This is a genomic window from Halorubrum aidingense JCM 13560, assembly GCF_000336995.1.
GTDB classification, from domain to species: Archaea; Halobacteriota; Halobacteria; order Halobacteriales; family Haloferacaceae; genus Halorubrum; species Halorubrum aidingense.
In genome coordinates this window covers 119903-140088 of the sequence record NZ_AOJI01000022.1, presented here as the reverse complement: position 1 = coordinate 140088, position 20186 = coordinate 119903, and the positions used below count along the sequence as shown (strand labels likewise).

The following is a 20186-nucleotide window of genomic DNA, read 5'->3' as shown; positions in this document are numbered from 1 at the left end:
GACGGTTAGTTCCCGGCGTCCGTCGTCTCGGTCGTGTCCGTCGAATCCGTCGTCTCGGTCGTGTCCGTCGCGTCGACCGTATCCGTCGACTCCGCCACCGCCGCATCTGTCGCGTCCGTAGTCGGCTCGGCAGCCGCCGCCGGTCCGTTCCCCTCGGCGAGCATGTCGATAACTTCGATCAGGAGCGACACCACGAGCGGGCCGACGATGAGTCCGATCGCGCCGACGGTGAGGATGCCGCCGACGAAGCCGACGAAGTACAGCCCCGAAGAGATCTTCCCCGTCCGGTCGGCGAGTTGGGTCCGGATCACGGCGTCGGGGACGAACGAGACGACGATCAGTCCGAGCGCCAGCACGATGATCGCCCGAGTCGTCTCGCCGACCAGCAGGTCGCCCGCGGCCAGCGCGACGACGAGCACGCTCGGGCCGACGATTGGAATGAACTGGAGGACGCCCGCGATGACGGCCAACAGGATCGGTGAACTGTATCCCAGAAGAGAGAACAGCGCGATCGCGAGGACGAACGTCGCCGCCGCCGTCGCCGCTTGGAGGACGTAAATCGAGTAGAGCGTCATCCGCGTCCGGACGTGGAGTCGGGTCGGGATGTCGTGGTACTCCGCCGGGATCACTTTGAGAATGGCGGCACCGACCGCGCTCGGTCGGCGGAGAAGCCCGTATACGAGGAACGTGAACACGGCGAGTTCGAGGACGAGACGCGGTGCCGCGGCAGTGATATCGATCGCCACCTGGCGGATCAACGTCTGTGCGGACGCCACGAACGGTTCGATCTCGACGACCACGTCGAATTCGCCCGCGCTCAGGGGGATCGTCTCGGGAATCCGCCCGAGAGCCTCGATCAGTTGCGTTCGCTGTCGGTACAGGACGTAGAACACCGGCGCGACCAACCCGACGGCGACGAGAAACGCGACGACGGTCGAGACCGCGCCCGCGACCCGGTCGGACGCCCCGCGCCGAACGAGCAGCTGACGAAGCGGGTAGAGAACGTACGCGACGGTGATCGCGAAGACGACGGTCCGCAGAACCGACGCCAGGATGGTCGCCGCGAGCGCGGCCATCGCGACGAGCAGCACGCCGAGGAGCCGCCGTCGGTCGAGAACCATGCTGCCGTGTCGCGATGACGGGAGAAAATCGTTCCGGTGAAACCGCGTCGCGTTCTCGAACGCGACTCTCCGACGCGGGCGGAGCGTCGTGTACGGCTCCGAGGGCCGAACGGCACCGGCGCCGTCGCGAGGGACCGTAGCACCTAACCTCGCTGCACCCCCAGTTCCGGGTATGCGCATCGACCCGTTCGGCCTCGAACGCTGGTTCGCGGAGTACGAACACGAGGCCGACATCATGTTGGCCGAGAGCGGTATCCGCTCACTCGACGCGAGCCGGTTCGACCTCGATCCGGGCCGGCTCGACTACGTCATCCCGACCAACGGGGACCCAAACTTCCGGGCGTCGATCGGCGATCGATACGGCCGGAGCGCCGACGAGGTCCTGTTCACCTGCGGGACCCAAGAGGCGAACTTCCTCGCGTTCCTCTCGCTTCTGGGCGACGAGAACGCCGTCGGCGGGGAGGACGATGAATCGGCGATCGGATCCGGAACCCACGCCGTCGTCGTCACGCCGACGTACCAGGCGCTCCACGCGGTTCCCGACGCCTTCGGCGAGGTGACTCGCGTCGAACTCGAACCTCCCGAGTGGGAGCTCGATCCCGAGGCGATCGCCGACGCCGCCCGCGACGACACTGCCGTGATCGTCGTGAACAACCCGAACAACCCGACCGGACGGTATCACGACGAGTCCGCGATGCGGGCGGCGTACGATGTCGCCGTCGAGCGCGACGCCTACCTCCTCTGTGACGAGGTGTACCGCCTGCTCGCCGACGAGCCGCAGCCCCCGGTCGCGAGCTTCGGGGCGCACGGGATCTCGACGACGAGTCTCACCAAGGCGTACGGGCTCGCCGGGCTCCGCTTCGGCTGGATCGCCGGCCCCGAAGCGGTCGTCGATCGCGCGTGGCGCTGGAAGGATTACACCACCATTTCCCCGTCGCTGTTCGGCCAGCACGTCGCGAAGCAGGCGCTCGGACGGCTCGAACCGCAAATCTTGGAGGAGAACCGCGAGTTGGCGGCGGCGAACCGCGCGATCGTCGCCGACTGGCTCGACCGCCACGATCTCGACTGGCACGACCCCGTCGGCGTCAACGGGTTCGTGACGGTGCCCGACGGCTTCGAGGACGGTGAGTCGTTCTGTCGACGGGTCGTCGAGACCGAGAGCGTCGTGCTCGCGCCGGGGAATCTGTTCGGCTTCCCGAATCGCTTCCGAATCGGGTTCGGGCTCCCGACCGAGGAGTTAGCGGAGGGACTCGAACGCGTGAGCCGGGTCATCGAGGGCAGCGCCATGTCGGAGGCGGGCGCCGAGGCCGACGGAGGCGCCTGAGATGGGATTCTTCAGCGAGCTGAAAGCCGATGTAGTCGGGTTCATCCGCGATCCGACGGACGAACAGAAGGCGCTGTTCGTCGCCGTCGTCGTGATGATCATCGCCGACCGCGCGCTCTACTGGGTCGACTTCCCGTTCGTCGTACGGACGACGGCGGCGGTGGGCGTCGGGTTCATCGGCTTGTTCATCGCGAGCTACCTCCTCACCGGGCAGTTCGTCCCGCCGGACGGCGACGCCGGCGACGAGGACGACACGGAGGAGTACGTCGACGAACTCGACCCCTGAGCGACGCGAAGGGACGAGCGCACGGCCGCGTCGATATCGGTGTCGTTCCCGGTGCCGTTCCCGGTGTCCGTCCCGGCGTCGGCGGCGTTCCAAACCGTTTATACCCGCGCCGGGGAAAGTAGCGCTCATGCCGCGAGAGCAGAAGCAGGTTCGCGAACTGCAGGAGGGCAGTTACGTCATGATGGACAGCTCGCCCTGCAAGATTAACCACTACAGCACAGCCAAGCCCGGAAAACACGGGAGCGCCAAGGCGCGCGTCGAGGGCAAGGGCGTCTTCGACGAGAAGAAGCGCTCGCTCTCGCAGCCCGTCGACGCGAAGGTCTGGGTCCCGATCATCGAGCGGAAGCAGGGCCAGGTCGTCTCCGTCTCCGGCGACGACGCGCAGGTCATGGACCTCGACACCTACGAGACGTTCACCATGCGCATCCCCGAGGGCGAGGACTTCAACTCGGACGACACGATCGAGTACCTCGAGTACGAGGGCCAGCGCAAGGTCGTCGGATAGTCGAGGCCGATGTTTCCCGGAGCGACGACCGATCGCGAGGCTGCTTCCTACGTGGTCGTCGGCGCTCCGCTCGACGCTACGACCACTTTTCAGCCGGGTACCCGGTTCGGACCGGACCGGGTCCGGCGATTCGCGCGGACCTACGACGATTACGACCGGCGAACGGACAGCGACTTCTCCGCGCTCGGCGTCTGTGACGCCGGCGACGTACATCCGTGGGACGACGTCAAGGCGTACCTCGATCACCTCGCCGCCGAACTCCGGAGCGTCACTTACGACGACGCCGTCCCGGTGCTACTCGGCGGAGAGCACACGGTCACGTACGCCGGCGTGCAGGCGGTCGACCCGGACGTGCTCGTCGTCTGCGACGCCCATCTCGACTTACGCGACGCCTACGACGGCAACCCGTGGAGCCACGCGTGCGTCACTCGCCGCGCCCTGGACGACCTCGACGTCGACCGCGCCGTGATCGTCGGTGCGCGCACCGGGTCGCGCGAAGAGTGGGACCGCGCCGCGGACGCCGACGTGGAGGTCGTCGCCCCCGAGGACGCTCGCGGGTGGCTCGACGGGCTCCTCGCAGGCGATGACGACCCGTTCGCGGGCGAGTCGGTGTACTGTTCCGTCGACGTCGACGGACTCGATCCGGGGTTCGCGCCGGGTACCGGGACGATGGAGCCGTTCGGGCTCGCTCCCCGCGAGGCCCGCGACCTCGTTCGCGCGGTCGCGCCGCACGCCGACGGCTTCGACGCCGTCGAGGTGAACGACCGCGACGACGGTCAGGCCGCGGCGCTCGCGGGCAAGCTCCTTCGGGAGTTCGTCAGGACGCACGCGGTGGACGGCGACGCGGAGTGATGCGACGGGGCGACGATGCGACGCGGTGTCGCCGGATTAAATAGCGCTACGACAGCTCCGAGAGCCGTCGCCGGACCGCGGTCACCGCCTCGATCGAGTCGATCCACTCGCGCGGGTCGGTACACCAGATGCGGTCTCCTTCGACGCTGACGCAGAACACCGAGTCGCTGGAGGGCGACAGCGTTACCCCGTCGACGTCCGACCGGTCACCGAGGTAGGCGTCGATCAGGCGGCGGGCCGTTTCCGCCTCCGGCCGGAGCCGACTGCCCGCGGCGTACTCGATTGCTATCTCTGCCATACCCGGCGCTACGAACTACACGATTAATAACTATCCTCTTTTGGCAGCGCTTGCGAAGCGACCGCGTCGGACGCGCCCGGTACCGTCCGCGTTCACCGCCCGTCGTAGACGACGTTGCCGTCGACGACGGTCATCGCGACGTCGATGTCCCGGATCGCTTCGGGCGTCGCCCACGGTGACGAGTCGAGGGCGACGAAATCGGCGCTCGTGCCGACTTCGATCGTTCCGAGCCGGTCCTCGTCGAACCCGGCGTACGCCGCGCCGCGGGTGTACGCGCGCAAGGCCTCCGCGACGGTGAGCCGCTGCGACTCGGCGGGGGCGTTGACGGCGTGGTGGACGCCAAGGAGAGGGTCCATGGGCATCCCGTCGGAACCGAACGCGAGGTGGACGCCGGCATCGAGCATGTCGCGGTAGCGGTTCGTCTCCGTCCGACGGTCACCGAGGCGGGCGTCGTAGAGCCCGTCCTCGCCCGCCCACTTGAGGAAGTTCGGCTGGACGCTGGCGACGACCCCCGTCTCGGCGAGTCGGTCGATCGCCTCGTCGTCGGCCAGTTCGACGTGTTCGATCCGGTGGCGAGCGGTGCCGGGAGAGTCGCCGACGGCGGCCGTCTCGTACGCGTCGAGGACGGCGTCGACCGCCTCGTCGCCGATCGCGTGGGCGGTGAACTGATACCCGGACGCGGTGGCGTCGGCGACCGTCTCCGCGAGCTCGTCGGGGTCGACGACCCACTGTCCGCGCTCGTCGGGCGCGTCGGCGTACGGCTCCGAGAGTCTCGCGGTTCGCCCGCCGAAACTCCCGTCGGTGTACGACTTTATCGCGCCGGTCTCGACCCTCTCGCTCCCGGCGTTCGTCGAGAGCCCGACCTCTCGGAGGGCGTCCAAGTGGTCGCTCCAGTAGTTGATCCGGACGCGCGCGGTCAGTTCTCCCGCCGCCTCCAGATCGCGGTAGACCCGGGGCGCGTGCGAGCCGCGGACCATGTCGTGAAAGCCGGTGATTCCCTTTTCGGCGCAGTCGGCGAGCGCGGCGGTGACGATATCTCTGGTCTCTTCGGGACCGGGTTCGACCGCCTCGTAGATCGGGTCGATGGCGCTTTCGAGGAGGACCCCCGTCGGCGCCCCCGTGCCGTCGGTGGGGACCGTCTCGTCCGGTGCCGCCGCGAGCGCCGCGTCGAACCGGTCCAGGGCGACGCCGTTGACCGCCGCGACGTGCATGTCCTCGCGGAAGGCCGCCACCGGGCGGTCGGTCGAGACGCGGTCGAGGTCGTCCCGCGTCAGGTAGCGCTCGTCGTCCCACGTCGACTCGTCGTAGCCGTAGCCGAGCACCCAGTCGTCGGTGTCGGCGTCGGTATCGGTGTCGGCGTCGGCGTCGGCGGCCGCCTCACCGCTCGATTCCGAGGCCGCCAGCTCCGCCGCTCGCTCGGCGAGCAGCGAAACGGCGTCGGCGGGCGAGTCAGCCGCCGACAGGTCCGCGTGGACGAGGTACCGGCCGACCGTCGTCAGGTGGGTGTGCGCGTCGATGAATCCGGGCAGGAGGACGCGCCCGTCGAGGTCGATCACGTCGGTGTCGACGCCCGCGAGGAACGTCACGTCGTGAGTGCGGCCGAGTCTGACGATCTCGCCGTCGCGGACCGCGACCGCCTCGTGGGTGGCGGACGCGGCGTCCGCGTCGTCCGTCGCGGTCGGTTCGGTGCTCTCGTCGGCCCCGGTCGGCCCCGCGTCCCCCGCGAGCGTGTGGATCTCCCCGTTCACGAACAGTCGATCCGCGGCGTCGGTCATGCACGAATCCGCGACAGCGAGCGTGTTAATCGTTCGGGAAGCAGTCGTCGACGACGGGAAGGGGCCGAGATGCGCGAGACGAACCGAGAGACGCGGAGCAGGCTGAGAGACGCGAGACGAACCGAGAGACGTGAGACGGACAGAAACGACTGGGAGCACCGGGAACGGCGGCCGTCCGCCCGGAGTGAGAATCGCCGACCGTTTTATTCGGCCCCGCGGCGAACGTCGAGATATGTACGATCGGATACTCCTCCCCACCGACGGCAGCGAGGGCGTCGACCGCGCGATCGACCACGCTGTCGACGCGGCCGACCGGTACGGTGCGACCCTGCACATCCTCTACGTCGTCGACAGCGACATCGTCAACGCGTACTCCGGCGACGAGTTCGTCGACGGCTCGGAGGGCGCGGGGGAAACGCTCGAAGAGCGCGGCCGCGACGCGCTCGACACGGTGGCGGCTCACGCGGCCGACGCGGGCGTCGAGACGGTCACGGAACTCGTGTACGGCGTCCCCCACGAGGAGATCCTCGCGTACATCGACGACGAGGACATCGACCTCGCGGTGATGGGCTCGAAGACGCGGTCGGGCAACTACCGGCGGATGCTCGGCTCCGTCACGGAGCGCGTCTCTCGACAGTCCACGGCGCCGGTGAGCATCGTGAAGACGACCGTTTCGGAGTAGTCGCCGGCGCGCGCGACGCAGCGGGTCGCTCGCCGGACGCTTTTTGTATCGACGGGTGCGACGACACCCATGACGATCGATCGATACGCGGAGGCCGTTTCCGGACTGGATCCCGCCGCCGGGGCGGTCGAGACGGCCGAACTCGTCGTCACCGACGACGTGCTCGTCAAGGCGTTCGTGCTCGGGCCGAACGCGGCCGTAGAGCCGCACGAGCACCCCGACGCCACCAACGTCTTCCACGTCGTCGAGGGGCGACCGACCGTCCGGCGGGGAGACGCGGAGGAACCGCTCGCGGCGCCGGCCGTCGTCCCTAACGAGCGCGGGACCGTCCACGGCGTCCGCAACGACACCGACGAGCGAGCCGTGATCACGGCGAGCCTCTGCCCGCTCCCCTGATGGACGGCGAGATCGACCCCGACGAGCTGGCGGCCCTGCTGGCCGACGGCGACGCCGGTTCCGAACGCGCCGACGACTCCGACGACGACTCCGACGACGACCTCCGGATCGTCGACATCCGTGACCGACGCGCCTTCGATCGGGGACATCTCCCGGGGAGCGAGTCCATCCCCTTCTCGGAGCTGACGACCCGCATCGCCGAACTGGAGGGCGCCTCTCGGATCGTCACCGTCTGCCCACACGGAATCGCCAGCCAACAGGCGGCGCGACTCATCGGCAGCTACGCGGGGACCGAAAGCGCGCAGGTCGAGAGCCTCCGCGGCGGAATCGAGGCGTGGCAGCGCGACGTCGGAGAGTTGGAGGTGACGGCGGCCGAGGACGACACCGGTGGCGGCGGGGGCGGCGAGGCCGACGAAGGCCCCGACGCGCCGTTCTAGGTCACGCTCTCTGTCTCGTTCTAGCGGTCGCCGCCGCCGGGCGAAAACCGGACCGCCGCGAGCGCGGCGAGCACCGCGACGATCGCGAGCGCCGGGCCGAACCCGGGCACCTCGCCGTCGGTGCCCCCGTCGATCACGCCACCGCCGGTCACCGCGACCGTCGTTGACGCCTCGTCGACCGGCCCGACGACGCGCACGGTCGCCGACTCGGAGCCGGCCGACCCGTTCACCGGGACGTCCCGTGCGACGGTCGTTTCGGCGCCCGCGTCGAGTCGGACGGACTCGGTCGCGACGCGCTCGCCGTCGACGACGAACGCGACCTCTCCGCCGGCGGGGATGCCGGCGTCGTTGGCGACGGTCGCCGTCGCGCGGACCGACTCGCCGGCCTCGACGGACGCCCGGTCCGTCGAGACGTCTCGGACGAGCACGGGCGCGGGGTCGGTCACGACGACGGAGAGCGTCTCGCTCCCGACCCTCACCTCGTGTTCGCCCGGCTCGTCGAAGGTGCGTTCGAACCGTTCGACGGCCTCGTTGCCCGGCCCGATCGTCCCGGCGCGCGTCTCGACCGGCTCCCCGTCGACCGTCAGGGTCAACCGGTAACCGCCGGCGGCCCCGCCGGTGTTCGAGACGAGCACAGACAGATCGAGCGTCTCGTTCGCGACGAGTTCAACCGGCCCGCGGTCGACGGGGCGGTCGCGGTACTCCCCGGTCGCTCGGACGCCGTCTTCGGCGAGGCCGTACCCGACCCGCGCGGGCGTCTCGCCGAACGCCTCGGCGTGGGCCGTTCGGTCCCACGTTCGGGGGGCGGCGTCGGTGGTCGTCAGTCGATCGGCGTCGGATCGGACCGTCGCGGCGAGGTCGTCGTCGCCGCCCGCCGCCGCGGCCGACTCGACCGCGTCGAGCACGTCGCGGTTCGTGATCGGACCGGCGGCGTCGTTCAGGTCGCGAAAGACCGTCGCGAGCGAGGCCCTTCCGTCCGTCGCGAGCCGGATGCGCCGATCGAGTTCGCCCGCGACGAGCGCTCCCTTTAGATAGTTGGCGTTACCCGCCCACGTCCCGGGGTCGGCGAGGGTCGACGACGCGGCCGGCTCCCGCTCGCCGCGCGCGAGGGTTCGTTCGAAGTCGTCGAAGTCGACGTCACCCCGTTCGAGCGCGAACAGCGCGGCGTAGTAGGTGGCGGTCGCCTCCGTAATCCAGCGCCCGCTCGGCTCCGTGCGGTACGCCTGCCGAGTGTGAACGTACTCGTGGGTCCAGACGTCGTCGGCCGTCGTCACGGGCTCCTCGTCGCGGACCCACAGGTCCGCGTCGCCGGTCTGGAGCCCGCGGACCCCCCACGACACGTCGCCGGTCGGTGCCACGACCGCGAACACCTCCTCGTCGGGCGGTCCCACTCGCAGGGCGGCCGCCGCGCCGTCGAACACTCCGAAGACCTCCTCGGGGGTCGCGACCGGGTCCGCGGCGTCGGGGACGATCAGGCGGTATCGACCGCCGTCGCCCTCGTGAACGTGCTCCTCGTAGGGGCCGAGATACGCCATCGACTGCGAGGCGGCTCCCTCTCCGTCGACGGCGGTCTCGCGTTCGAGTCGGACCTGACCGCTGTACTGGCCGGTGTACGACCACGCGGCGGCGGTCCGCGGGGTCTGCACGAGCGCCCAGTCGCCGGCGTCGACGAACCGGTAGGTGCCGCCCGCCCCGATCGGTCCCGCCTGCTCGACCGTGTCGTTCGCGTCCATCGCGTAGGTGAGGGAGGGGCGTTCCGTCTCGCCGTCCCACGTCCAGACCGGCTCGCCGGATCCGGGATCGGTCGCGCGCTCGAACCCGTCCGCCTCGACCGGGGCGTCGTTCGCGCTGCGCAGCGTGAGTTCGAGCGACGTGACCCGATCGGGGATCTCCGCGCGCGTCGTGACCCCGACTTCGCCGGGGTCGTCGATCAAAGAGAGGTCGTGCCGGAGTCGTATCGTGTCGGCGTCGTCGGTGTCGGCGACCGTGTCGGTGGCGGCGACCGCGTCAGCGTCGGGAGCGTCGGGGGTGGCTCCCACGTCGACACCGGCCGCTGCGACTCCGCCGGCCAGCACGGCGACGAGACACGCGACGGCGATCGCGCGGGCTATCGACGGAGAGCCGAGCCGCTTCATACGGGCGCTACCGACGACGCGAAGTTAGACCTGTCTATCGCGACGGAAAAAGAGGGGGGAACGGAGAGCGTGTGACTGGCCCTCCGTGTTGCGGTAAGCACCTACTCTATATTGGTATGCACTCCTTTATCCGGCGCGTTGGCGACTCGTCCGGCCCGACGCGACGCCCCGTGGCGCCCGGTCAGATCGCGTGAATCCGCGCGGTCCAGAAGTCTCGGAACGCGTCGGTTAACGCCCGCTTCGGCTTCCCGGTCGCATCCGAGACGTCGGAGACGTCGGCGTGCTCGCGGAGGTCGCCGAGGACGCTGCGCTCGCCGACGACGATGACGCGCTCGATGTCCTCGGCGGCGGCGACGGCGGCCAACTCGGTGGTCGCCTTCCGCAGGTGATCGTCGATCTGTCCCTCGCGCCGGCGCTCGAAGCGGCCCTGCGAGAAGCCGCCCTTCGAGTGCGCCTCCTTCACGTCGGAGGTGAACCCCTCGAAGGCGACTCGCTCGGTGCCCTCGTAGGTGCCGAGCGCGAAGGTGTCCGACCGGACCAACGCGAACGCGAACCGCCCGGTCGGTCGGAACCACGCGTCGTCGAGCCGGAAGGTGTCGGCCCACTCGTCGAACGGGTCGGGCTCGATCGCGGGCGCGACGGCGGCGCTCACGACCCCGGTGTCGTCGGCGAGGACCACCGCGGGGGCCGCCCGCCTGATAAGGCCCGTCCGGTCACCGAACCACTCGGCGACGGTCTCGGGCACGGCGTCGCCGTCCGGGACGAACGCCGTCAACAGCCCCTCGGGGTCGTCGCTCTCGACGGCCCGGAACCGGTCGAGGGCGTCTTCGAGCCGGTCCCCGCGGACGTCGGTGACGCGACGGAAGTCGGCGGCGTCCTCGTCGCCGCCGGCGCGGTCGAGGCGCTCTTCTAACGACTCGATCCGGTGTTCGAGTTCGTTCACCCGCTCTTCGGCGCGCTGACGGTCGGCGACCGCGTCGGACCGGCGCTCCTCTTCGGCCTCCGCGTGGCGTTCGAGGTGGCGCTTCTCCTCCTCCAACTCCTCGATCCGCTCTTTCAGCTCGGCGCGCCCGAGCAGCCTGTCGATCATACCGAATCCGCGACCCCCGGCGACCTAAAAGGTGCGTCTGCGGCGGCGACGTGAGCGCTATTACATATAAACGACAGCGGTGGCGCGCGCCTGCGAGCGGCCGCCAAGGGCGGCCGCGAGTCAGCGCGTGCGAGGGAGTCGGTCGCCCGGAGCAACGCGGAGGGCGGCCGACGAGGCTGGGGAGGCGTGAGGCTGCGGTGCTGTGCGGGGTGGGGCTCAAAGGGGCAACCGCGAGGACGCCGCAGGCGACGTAAGCACCGCAACGAGGGAGCACGAGCGACCGAGTGAGGAGCGCAGCAAGCGTGCGGCGTCCTCGCGGTTGGGGCTTTGGCGGTGTTCACCGCCGATCCGCTGTCAACGACTTATAAGAGAGCGGCTGGGGCTTTAGAAGCATTCTCTGCCGGTGTCCAGTTTGTTATTTATAAACGATCGACGACACCATCACAGAAAACGGAGCCAACACACGAGTATTACGCGTTCGCGAACGGCTCCCACCCCTCCCAGCGCAGCAGCGCCTCGGCGCGGTCCGCGTCCGCCAACAACACGTTCCGGCGATCCGGAAGCGCCTCGTCCGCGAGCGCGTAGGGGATCGCGAGCGTGCCGCTCGGAACGTCGTCGTCGCCGCCGACCGGGATGTGCCCGCCGTCGACCTTCATCACGAGGGGGGCGTCGAGTCGCTCGACCCCCTCGCCGTCCGCGTACAACTGCTCGTTGACGTGCTCGTGGTCGACCCGCTGGATGACGGCCCGATCGCCGTCATGGGGTTCCACGTACAGTTCCCCCAGATAGTAGCCGCTCGAAAAGCGTTCGAACATACTGTGCATGTGAACCTCTCTCACGGTGGCACATAAACATTACTCGGAGGGTGAACGATCAGTATATATACTCGATCGGAATCGTTCGATCGCGATGGCGCCAGCGAGTAAAAACGACCGACTGAAGCGGATCGCCGGCGACGACAGGTCCCGGCCGGTCCGGCCGCTACTTCGTCGGTTGCCTATTCGCCGTCAGATCGCCGGGCGACCTCGTGACGGCCGAAGCCGTACCGGAGCCGGTTCGCGAGCCGCCGCGAGAACCGGCCCTCGTTGCGCGAGTCGAACCGCTCCGCGAGCGCCTGGTAGATGATCGGCACCGGTACCTCCTGTTCGAGCGCCTCCTCGACGGTCCACGTCCCCGTCGACCCGCCGGCGACGTGGTCGGCGACGTCGCCGAGGTCGGACCCCTCCTCGCGGAACGCCTCCTCGCACAGTTCGAGGAGCCACGACCGGATCACGGCGCCGTTGTTCCACGTCCGCGCGACCGACTCCATGTCGAGGTCGTACCGGCCCTCGGTGAGCAGTTCGAACCCCTCGCCGTACGCCTGCATCAGCGCGTACTCGACGCCGTTGTGGACCATCTTCACGTAGTGGCCCGATCCGGACTCGCCCATCCGGTCGTGACCGTCCGGGCCGGTCGCCACCGCGTCGAAGACGGGGACCAGCGCCTCGTAGGCCCACTCGGGGCCGCCGATCATCAGCGAGAACCCCTCCGCCGCGCTGGCCGGGCCGCCGGAGGTCCCGCAGTCGAGGTAGGCAGCGTCCGTCTCCTCGCTCCGGCGCACCGACTCGCGAAAGCGCGAGTTCCCGCCGTCGACGACCACGTCGTCCGCGTCGAGGTGCGGTTCGAGATCCGCGAGGGTGGCGTCGACGGCGTCGCCCGCGGGCACCATGAGCCAGATCCGCTTGCCGTCGCCGTCCTCGTCGTCCGATCCATCCAGCCGCTCACAGAGGTCCGCGACGGAGTCCGCCGGCTCCGCGCCCGCCTCCGCCGCGGTCGCCGTCGCCTCCGCCGAGAGGTCGAACGCGACCACGTCGTGGCCCGCCTCCATAGACCGATTCGCGACGATCTGTCCCATCCGTCCGAGTCCGATGACGCCGAGTTCCATGCGCGAGGGGTGGCGACCGCCCGCCGTAGTGGTTCCGGTTCGGACGGCGTCGCCCTCGTCTCCGCCTGAGTATTTAATGACTGAAACGTGTGAAGCCACAGTGGTAGGGAGCGGCGGATCGTACGCTCGGTACCGATGGCCCAGAACGTCACCGCCGACCGCCCCGCCCCGAGTGGACCGTCCGGAGGCGACCGATGAACCGGATCGAACTGCGGCTCGGCCTCCCGACCGGGTCGTGGATCGGCGACGCCTCGCGCGCCTGTCCGGACGCTACCTTCCGCGTCTCGGAGACGATTGCGGCGGAGCCGGGCGACGTGAGCGACGTCACTGTCAGCGGCATCGCTCGCGAACGGGCGGTCGAGGCGCTTCGCGAGCACGACCGCGTGGACGCCGTCGACGTCGTCGAGCGCCGCGGATCCGCGACCGCGCTCCGTGTGACCGGGAGCGCCCCGCCGTTCGTCGTCGCCGCCAGACGCGTCGGGCTCCCGATAGCGGCGACCGTCGAGGTCACCGACGGCGGTGCGACGCTCCCGATAGCCGGTCGCAGAGAGCTGCTCACCGCGTTCGGAACCGAACTCGCCACCGAGGGCGTCACGGTCGGGGTGGGCGGGATCGCCGACGAAGCGGACCGCGCGCTCACGGACGCCCAGCGCGACCTCGTCCTCGCCGCCGTCGACGCCGGCTACTACGACACGCCGCGCGAGTGCACCCTCACCGAGTTGGCCGCGGAACGAGAGATCGCGAAATCGACCTGCAGCGAGACCCTCCACCGAGCCGAAGGTCGCGTGATGCGACGCTTCGTCGAGGGGGCGTTCCCGTTCGACGGTGACGGAACCGGCCGGTCCGACGCCGGACCGCCCGGTATTCGCGAGGCGACCGCGTCCCGAGATGACCGCGAGACGCACCGGGTCGAGGTCGTCAGGCCGGGGCCGTAGCGTCGGATCGAACGGTAGCCGGCGGTGAGTCGGAACCGAAGTCGGTGCTCCGGAGACGCCGGGCCGCGAGCGCGACCGTCCGACCCGACGGTATAAATACGCCGGCGACGCCATGGACCGTCATGGTAACTCGAACGCCCTCCCGCCGGATCGGCTTCTTCGACCGGATCCGAACCGGGTGGACCCTGACGAAAGACAGCGCGAGCGTCATCCGTGACAGCCCGGAGCTGTTGGCCTTCCCGCTGCTCGCCGGCGTCGCGAGCGCCGCGTTCCTCGTCGTCTTCTTTGTGCCGATGCTGATCGCGAACCTCGTCGGCAGCGGGCTGGAGTACCTCGCGCTGTTCGGCTGGTACTTCGTCACGACCTTCCTGAGCACCTACGCCGCGGCGGCGCTCGTCCACGCGACCAACGAGACGTTCCACGGACGCGATCCGAGCGTCCGCGAGAGCCTGTCGGCGGTCAGCGGGCGACTCGGCCCGATCGCCGCGTGGTCGCTGATCTCGGCGACGGTGAGCGTCCTGCTCAAGGCCCTCGAGGACTCGGACAACCCGCTCGCCGGACTCCTCGGGGTGCTCTTCTCCGTCGGGTGGGCGATCATGACGTTCTTCGTCGTCCCCGTGATCGTCTTCGAGGACGTCTCCGTCACCGGCATGTTCTCGCGGAGCGCCGAGACGTTCCGAGCCACGTGGGGCGAGACGCTGGGCGCCGGCTTCGGCGTCACGCTCGTCGTCGGCCTCTTCGGACTCGGCCTCGCCGTCGTCGCGCTCGCGGTCTCGCTGCCGCTCGCGGCCGTGTTCCCCGTCGCCGGCGGGGTGCTCGCGGTGCTGCTCGTCGCCGTCGCGATCGCGACCACCTACCTCCTCAGCCAGACGATCTGGGGCGTCGCGAAGACCGCGCTGTACGTGTACGCGGCCGAGGGACAGGCGCCCTCGCAGTTCGAGAACTTCGAGTTCGAGACGCTCGGCGGGCGAACGGAGAAACGGGCGTCGCCCGGAAACGCGGGGACGCGAGATACCTTATAAATCGAACCCGAATAACGATCGCCCGCGACCGGGCGGCTACTCCTCGTCGAGCGCCTGCCACGACAGCCGCGGGTTCCGCGCGGCACCGACCTGATCGATCCGGCCGGCCGCGGTCCGGTTCGGCGCCGTATCGAGCGCCTCGTCGGTGTCGGCGTACGCGAGGTTGAACGCCGCCGCGAGGTCGTCGAGCGACGATTTGTTCTCGATCTCCGTCGGCTCGGTGAGCATGGCCTCGGGGACCATCTCCGGCCACTTCGTGGTCGGCGGATGGACGCCGAAATCGAGCATGCGCTTGGCGACGTCGGCGGCGTCGCGATCGCCCGCCGTCGCGGCGAACTCGTGGTGGAAGGGGCCGTGCGGCACGTCCAGGTCGATCCGTTCGGCGAGGTAGTTCGCGTTGAGCACGGCCTTCGCGGCCGCGTCCGCGAGCCCCTCGTCGCCGAGCCGCGCGATGTACGCGTACGTCTTTATCAGGACCAGCCAGTTGCCGGTGAAGCCGTGGACTTTCCCGATCGTGTGGTCCGGCTCGAACCGCTCGTAGCCGCTACCGCCGGAGCCCTCTCTGACCTGCGGCGACGGCAGGAACTCGGCGAGTTCGTCGACGACGCCGACCGGGCCGGCGCCGGGGCCGCCGCCGCCGTGCGGTGTCGCGAACGTCTTGTGGACGTTGTAGTGCATCACGTCGAATCCCATGTCGCCGGGTCGACCGCGGCCGAGCAGGGCGTTGAGGTTCGCGCCGTCGTAGTACAGGAGGCCGCCGGCGTCGTGAACGATGTCGGCGATCTCCGCGATGTCGCGCTCGAAGAGCCCGACCGTGTTCGGGTTGGTCAACATGAGGGCGGCGGTGTCGTCGCCGACGGCCGCCTCCAGCGCCTCGACGTCGACGCGCCCGTCCTCGCCGGAGGGCAACTCGACGACGTCGTAGCCGGCGGTCGCGGCGGTCGCGAAGTTCGTCCCGTGGGCCGACGCCGGGATCACGACCTCGGAGCGGTCGTTGCCGTGGTGCTCGTGGTACGCCTTCGCCACGAGGATACCGGTGAACTCACCGGCGGCGCCCGCGGGGGGTTGGAGCGTGACCGCGTCCATGCCGCCGATCGAAGCGAGGAACTCCTGGAGCCGGTACTGGAGTTCGAGGGTCCCCTGAACGGACCGTTCAGAGCGGTCGGGGTGGACCGCCGCGTTCGGGTCGGCGGCGACGTCCTCCGTGAACTTCGGGTTGTACTTCATCGTGCAGCTGCCGAGCGGGTACGGCCCGGAGTCGATCGCCCAGTTCATCTGCGAGAGACGGGTGTAGTGTCTGGCGATCTCCGGCTCCGACGGCTCGGGGAGCGTGAGCTCGTCGCGCGTCAGGTCGTCCGGGAGCGGCGACGACTCCGTCACGTCGACGGTGGTCTCGCCTTTCTCGGCGAGCAGCGGTTCGTGAACGTCCTCTCCGTCTCGCGTGTACTTGGCTTGGTCGTGGATCACTCAGATCACCTCTCCGAAGGCCGCGACGAGCCCGTCCACTTGTCCGGCGTTCAGGTCCGTGACGCACACCTGTAGCAGGTGATCGTCGAGGACGTGGACCGCGAAGCCCGCCGCTTCGAGGTCCGTGGCGATGGCGGGCGCCGGCTGGTCGACGCGCACGACGAACTCGCGAAGGTGGTGGCGGTCGTGAACGGGCGCGACCGCGCCGCTGAGCTCGTCGATCCGGTCGGCGAGATCGGCCGCCTCGCGGACGCAGTCGTTCGCGAGATCGACGAGCCCCGAGGGCCCGAGGGTCGCGGCGTGGATCGCCGCGCGGAGTGCGACCCACGCCTGGTTCGTGCAGATGTTCGACGTCGCTCGCTCCTTGCGGATGTGCTGTTCGCGGGTCTGAAGCGTGAGCGTGTACGCGCGGTCGCCGCGCGCGTCTTCGCTCGCGCCCACGAGCCGTCCCGGGACCTGCCGGAGGTACTCCTCGCGGCAGGCGAAGATCCCGAGCCCCATGCCGTAGGCGGTCGGGAGGCCGAGTACCCCGGCCTCGCCCACGACCACGTCCGCGCCCACGTCTGCGGGGCGTTCGAGGACAGAGAGCGACACCACGTCCGAGCCGAGCGCGAACAGCGCGTCGACGTCGCTCGCGAGGTCGCCGATCGCCGCGAGCCGCTCCTCGATGCAGCCGCGGACCGTCGGGTTCTCGGCGTACACCATGACGACGTCGTCGCCGACGCGGTCGCCGAGCGCGTCGATATCGGCGATGCCGTCGTCCATCGGGTAGGTCTCGATCGTCAGCCCGGCGCCGGCGCAGTAGTTCGCCAGCACCTCACGTTTCCCCTCGCGGAGGTGCTCGGGGACGAGCACCGCGTCGCCGGAGGTGGATCGGACGCGGTCGGCCAGCGTCGCTGCCTCGCCCAGCGCCGTCGCGGCGTCGTACATCGAGCAGTTCGCGATCGGCAGGCCCGTCAGTTCGACGAGCATCGACTGGTACTCGAAGAGCGCCTGCAGGAACCCCTGGGAGATCTCCGGCTGATACTGCGTGTAGCTCGTCAGGAACTCCGCGCGGTCAGAGAGGTGGTCGACGATGCTCGGGACGTAGTGCCCGTAGTGGCCGCGCCCGAGGAACTCGACGAGGTCGCGGTTGCGGCCGAAGATCCGCGAGCACTCCTCGCGGATCTCTCGTTCCGTCCGGGGTTCGATGCCGAACGCGCCGTCGAAGGCGACGTCGGACGGGATGTCGAAGAGCGCCGCCTCGTCATCGACACCGACGGCGTCGAGCATCGCCGCGGTCTCGGCGTCGGTGTGCGGCGCGTAGGGGGTGCCGCGTCCGCGCCCGCTCATCGGTTCGCCCCGTCGCGGTGGTTTCCCGGTTGATTCCCGTCCCGTCCGTCAGCGAGTGGCTTGCTCATGATCGTGTGTTCGCGGGTGTCCGTTCCCTCGGTCAGTCTGTCGTGCTGGCGGTTCTGCTGTCCGTCCGTTGGTCCCGTCGTCACGCGATCTGTGCGTCGTACTCGTCGGCGTCGAGCAGCTCCTCGGCGTCTCCGTCGTCGGGCGGCGCCACCTCCAGCAGCCACCCGTCGCCGTACGGATCCTCGTTGACGAGTTCCGGCCGATCGAACAGCGCCTCGTTGACGCCGACGACCTCGCCGGACACCGGCGAGTACAGATCGGAGACGGCCTTGATCGACTCGACGACGCCGAACGGCTCGTCGGCCACGACCTCGTCGCCGACCGCCGGCAGCTCGACGAACACCACGTCGCCGAGCTCGTCCTGTGCGAAGTCGGAGACGCCGATCCGGACGGTGTCGCCGCCGGTCGTCACCCACTCGTGCGATTCTAGGTATCGTAGCTCGTCGGGAACTTCGAAGCTCATTGGTAAGGAAGGTCGTCGCGGGACGCTCGGTTCGGCGGGCGTCGACCCGTATGGCCGCTCCGGTGATAGCCGCCAGAGCGACCCCAGAGAGGCGATCTGCCGGGTCGAGGCGTCGTCCACGACATCTGTACGTCACCCTTCTGACGACGGGGAAATAAAAGGTGTGTTCCCGGCGACCACACGCCCAGCGGTCGGTCCCGCGGCCGGTGTGCTGTCGGTGCCGTCGTCACTTCCCGCCCGCGGTCACCGCCTTCGGTCTACGTCCACCGGTCGAGCCCCGTCTGGACCTGTGACTCCGCGATGCGCTCGAATCCGCGCGTGACCTCGTCGGCGTCGACCCCCCACTCGTCGACGACGTACGACCGGGCGGCCTCGACGTCCGGGTTCACCGCGGTGTCGACGTCGACGTCGACGGCCGGCGGGTCCATGAACAGCTCGCGGATCGCCGCCGCGTTCGGAATCTCCGCGCCGCGCGCCTCGAGGACGCCCCACAGGTCGCCGTGTTCCGCGATCGCTTTCACCGCGGTTTTCGGTCCGACGCCGCGGACGCCCTCGTTGAAATCGGTCCCGCACAGCATGGCGATGTCGACGAGTCCCTGTCGGTCCACGCCGAGGTCGTCGAGCGTCGCCGCGAGGTCCATCAGCTCCGGGTTCCCCTTGCTCGTGAGCTGTCGAAGGGTGGTGGGAGCGCCGAACAGCAGGGTGTCGTAGTCCTCGCTACCGGCGTGGTCGACGGCGCCCGTGGCGGCCATGTGCGCGCACTGCGCTTCCCCTTCTGCGGGCGCCTCGACGATCGGCACGTCGAGCAGTTCCAGCAGCTCGCGGGTCGTCTCGTGAATCGTGTCGGTGAGCCGCTGCGTCCGGGCTTCGAGCCGGGCGGCCTCGACCGCGTCGCCCCGCTCCGCCGCGGCCGCACGGCGCTCTTCCGCCTGTTCGCGCTTCGCTCGACGGTCCGCGACCTCGTCGGCTTTCAGGTCCGTCACGGCGCCGTCGAACACCATCACCGGAATGAGGTCGTGCTCGAAGAACTTCGGGAGCCCCTGGACGATCCCGATCAGGTTCGCGACCTCGACGCCGTCCGCGGTCGTGTACTTTCTGTCGGCGGTCCACTTCACCGTCGTCGTGAGGTACCGGTACAGCCAGTTGTGCGCGTCGACGGCGACGACGCTCCCCTCGATCTCCTCGAAGGCGACCTCGCGGATCGCCGCGAGGTCGCGCAGGTCCGCGTTTCCCATTAGCGATCCCGTCGGGGGCGCGGCTCTTAAACCATCGACTCGCGCGGCCGGTCGTCGCCACGATCGCTGGGTTCGACGTGACCGCTGGGTTCGCCACGATCGCCGCGTCGTCCCCCGTCGCTGCCGGCTTGTGGAGCGTTTATGTGCGTCAACCGACTACGTCGTGGTAGCGAATGGTCTCGCCGTTCGAGGTGTTGGAAGTCGACGAGGACGCCGACGACGCGACGATCGAGCGGGCGTACCGCGAGCGAGTGAAACAGGCCCATCCGGACCAAGGTGGAACGCTCGAAGAGTTCCAACTCGTCAGGCGCGCCTATCGCGAACTCGACGAGCGGGACCGAAGCGGCGGCGGTAACGGAGACGCGACCGACCCGGCCGACATCGACTTGGATGACGACGACGGAGCGGGCGCCGAGGCGAAGCCCGTCCGCGTCGAGTTCCTCGATTACGAGGTACTCGGCGACTACGGCTGGTCGCTCGACGACGAGGACCTTTTTCGGAAGGCTTCACACGCCGATCTCGACGACGACGAACACGGGCGGCTGCTCGTGCAACCGGACGAGAGCCTGCTCGAAGGGGCCGAAAACCGCGGGTTCGGGTGGCCGTTCTCCTGTCGTGGGGGCGCCTGCGCGAACTGCGCCGTCTACGTCGTCGAGGGCGAGCTCTCGCAGCCGGCCAACCACATCATGCCCGACGACCTCGCAGAGCGAGGGTTCCGGCTTTCGTGTAACGGGTATCCAGTGACCGACGAGCTCAAAATCGTGTTCAACGTCAAACACCGCGCCGAACTCGACGACCTCATTCTGCCGCCGGGGCCGTTCACGCGGCGATAGCGTCC

Annotated in this window: 22 protein-coding genes; 10 read left to right on the top strand and 12 right to left on the bottom strand. The window is 69.4% G+C overall.

Going from position 1 to position 20186, the window contains the following annotated elements:
- Nucleotides 1-5 precede the first annotated feature (5 nt).
- The gene (locus C461_RS07510; RefSeq protein ID WP_008000046.1) at nt 6-1121 is read right to left on the bottom strand and encodes an AI-2E family transporter; all 1116 of its coding nucleotides are present in this window, start codon (nt 1119-1121) and stop codon (nt 6-8) included.
- A 172-nt stretch (nt 1122-1293) separates the two neighbouring features.
- Here C461_RS07510 and C461_RS07505 point away from each other — a divergent pair, with 172 nt between their 5' ends.
- The 4 genes from C461_RS07505 (at nt 1294) to speB (ending at nt 4088) form a co-directional block, all read left to right on the top strand.
- Nucleotides 1294-2445, top strand: a complete 1152-nt coding sequence (locus tag C461_RS07505; protein ID WP_008000044.1) for an aminotransferase class I/II-fold pyridoxal phosphate-dependent enzyme — start codon at nt 1294-1296, stop codon at nt 2443-2445.
- Nucleotide 2446: 1 nt separating this feature from the next.
- Complete coding sequence (locus C461_RS07500) at nt 2447-2731, top strand: hypothetical protein (protein ID WP_008000042.1); 285 nt, start codon at nt 2447-2449, stop codon at nt 2729-2731.
- A gap of 127 nt (nt 2732-2858) precedes the next feature.
- Entirely contained in the window at nt 2859-3236 is a 378-nt protein-coding gene (locus C461_RS07495) for a translation initiation factor IF-5A (RefSeq protein WP_008000040.1), read from the top strand.
- A 9-nt stretch (nt 3237-3245) separates the two neighbouring features.
- Nucleotides 3246-4088, top strand: a complete 843-nt coding sequence (gene speB / locus C461_RS07490) for an agmatinase (RefSeq protein WP_008000038.1) — start codon at nt 3246-3248, stop codon at nt 4086-4088.
- A gap of 46 nt (nt 4089-4134) precedes the next feature.
- On the opposite strand, the gene C461_RS07485 is transcribed toward speB, so the two are convergent.
- On the bottom strand, nt 4135-4386 hold the full coding sequence (locus C461_RS07485; protein ID WP_008000036.1) for a hypothetical protein: 252 nt from the start codon (nt 4384-4386) through the stop codon (nt 4135-4137).
- Nucleotides 4387-4478: 92 nt separating this feature from the next.
- The gene (locus C461_RS07480; protein WP_008000033.1) at nt 4479-6161 is read right to left on the bottom strand and encodes an amidohydrolase; all 1683 of its coding nucleotides are present in this window, start codon (nt 6159-6161) and stop codon (nt 4479-4481) included.
- 232 nt (nt 6162-6393) lie between these two features.
- Here C461_RS07480 and C461_RS07475 point away from each other — a divergent pair, with 232 nt between their 5' ends.
- The 3 genes from C461_RS07475 (at nt 6394) to C461_RS07465 (ending at nt 7676) form a co-directional block, all read left to right on the top strand.
- A complete protein-coding gene (locus tag C461_RS07475; RefSeq protein WP_008000030.1) occupies nt 6394-6843 on the top strand; it encodes a universal stress protein in 450 nt (149 codons plus the stop codon).
- A gap of 69 nt (nt 6844-6912) precedes the next feature.
- The gene (locus tag C461_RS07470; RefSeq protein ID WP_008000028.1) at nt 6913-7239 is read left to right on the top strand and encodes a cupin domain-containing protein; all 327 of its coding nucleotides are present in this window, start codon (nt 6913-6915) and stop codon (nt 7237-7239) included.
- Nucleotides 7239-7676, top strand: a complete 438-nt coding sequence (locus tag C461_RS07465) for a rhodanese-like domain-containing protein (protein WP_008000027.1) — start codon at nt 7239-7241, stop codon at nt 7674-7676. The genes C461_RS07470 and C461_RS07465 overlap by 1 nt, the downstream gene beginning before the upstream one ends.
- 20 nt (nt 7677-7696) lie before the next feature.
- On the opposite strand, the gene C461_RS07460 is transcribed toward C461_RS07465, so the two are convergent.
- From C461_RS07460 to C461_RS07445, 4 genes are all read right to left on the bottom strand, one after another.
- Nucleotides 7697-9811, bottom strand: a complete 2115-nt coding sequence (locus tag C461_RS07460; protein WP_008000025.1) for a hypothetical protein — start codon at nt 9809-9811, stop codon at nt 7697-7699.
- A gap of 181 nt (nt 9812-9992) precedes the next feature.
- On the bottom strand, nt 9993-10901 hold the full coding sequence (locus tag C461_RS07455) for a Vms1/Ankzf1 family peptidyl-tRNA hydrolase (protein WP_008000023.1): 909 nt from the start codon (nt 10899-10901) through the stop codon (nt 9993-9995).
- Between the two features lie 470 nt (nt 10902-11371).
- Nucleotides 11372-11716, bottom strand: a complete 345-nt coding sequence (locus C461_RS07450) for a DUF5802 family protein (protein WP_049906461.1) — start codon at nt 11714-11716, stop codon at nt 11372-11374.
- Between the two features lie 182 nt (nt 11717-11898).
- Entirely contained in the window at nt 11899-12924 is a 1026-nt protein-coding gene (locus C461_RS07445; RefSeq protein WP_342764033.1) for a decarboxylating 6-phosphogluconate dehydrogenase, read from the bottom strand.
- A 95-nt stretch (nt 12925-13019) separates the two neighbouring features.
- Between C461_RS07445 and C461_RS07440 the strand changes: the two genes are divergently transcribed.
- Both C461_RS07440 and C461_RS07435 read left to right on the top strand, forming a co-directional pair.
- Nucleotides 13020-13760 carry a helix-turn-helix domain-containing protein gene (locus C461_RS07440; RefSeq protein WP_008000018.1) on the top strand — a complete coding sequence of 247 codons (741 nt, stop codon included), beginning with the start codon at nt 13020-13022 and terminating at the stop codon, nt 13758-13760.
- Between the two features lie 122 nt (nt 13761-13882).
- On the top strand, nt 13883-14782 hold the full coding sequence (locus tag C461_RS07435; protein ID WP_008000016.1) for a DUF6159 family protein: 900 nt from the start codon (nt 13883-13885) through the stop codon (nt 14780-14782).
- Nucleotides 14783-14818: 36 nt separating this feature from the next.
- On the opposite strand, the gene gcvPB is transcribed toward C461_RS07435, so the two are convergent.
- From gcvPB to fen, 5 genes are all read right to left on the bottom strand, one after another.
- A complete protein-coding gene (gcvPB, locus tag C461_RS07430) occupies nt 14819-16249 on the bottom strand; it encodes an aminomethyl-transferring glycine dehydrogenase subunit GcvPB (RefSeq protein WP_008000015.1) in 1431 nt (476 codons plus the stop codon).
- Complete coding sequence (gene gcvPA, locus C461_RS07425) at nt 16250-17581, bottom strand: aminomethyl-transferring glycine dehydrogenase subunit GcvPA (RefSeq protein WP_008000014.1); 1332 nt, start codon at nt 17579-17581, stop codon at nt 16250-16252.
- Nucleotides 17578-17733: a hypothetical protein gene (locus C461_RS15660; RefSeq protein ID WP_156062192.1), complete on the bottom strand. Its 156-nt coding sequence runs from the start codon at nt 17731-17733 to the stop codon at nt 17578-17580. Before C461_RS15660 ends, gcvPA begins: the two co-directional genes overlap by 4 nt.
- Complete coding sequence (gcvH, locus tag C461_RS07420) at nt 17730-18113, bottom strand: glycine cleavage system protein GcvH (protein WP_008000013.1); 384 nt, start codon at nt 18111-18113, stop codon at nt 17730-17732. The genes C461_RS15660 and gcvH overlap by 4 nt, the downstream gene beginning before the upstream one ends.
- 257 nt (nt 18114-18370) lie before the next feature.
- Nucleotides 18371-19348, bottom strand: a complete 978-nt coding sequence (gene fen / locus C461_RS07415) for a flap endonuclease-1 (protein WP_008000012.1) — start codon at nt 19346-19348, stop codon at nt 18371-18373.
- 173 nt (nt 19349-19521) lie between these two features.
- Here fen and fer point away from each other — a divergent pair, with 173 nt between their 5' ends.
- Nucleotides 19522-20181, top strand: coding sequence for a ferredoxin Fer (gene fer, locus C461_RS07410; RefSeq protein ID WP_008000011.1), 660 nt, complete (start codon nt 19522-19524; stop codon nt 20179-20181).
- Nucleotides 20182-20186: the final 5 nt, after the last annotated feature.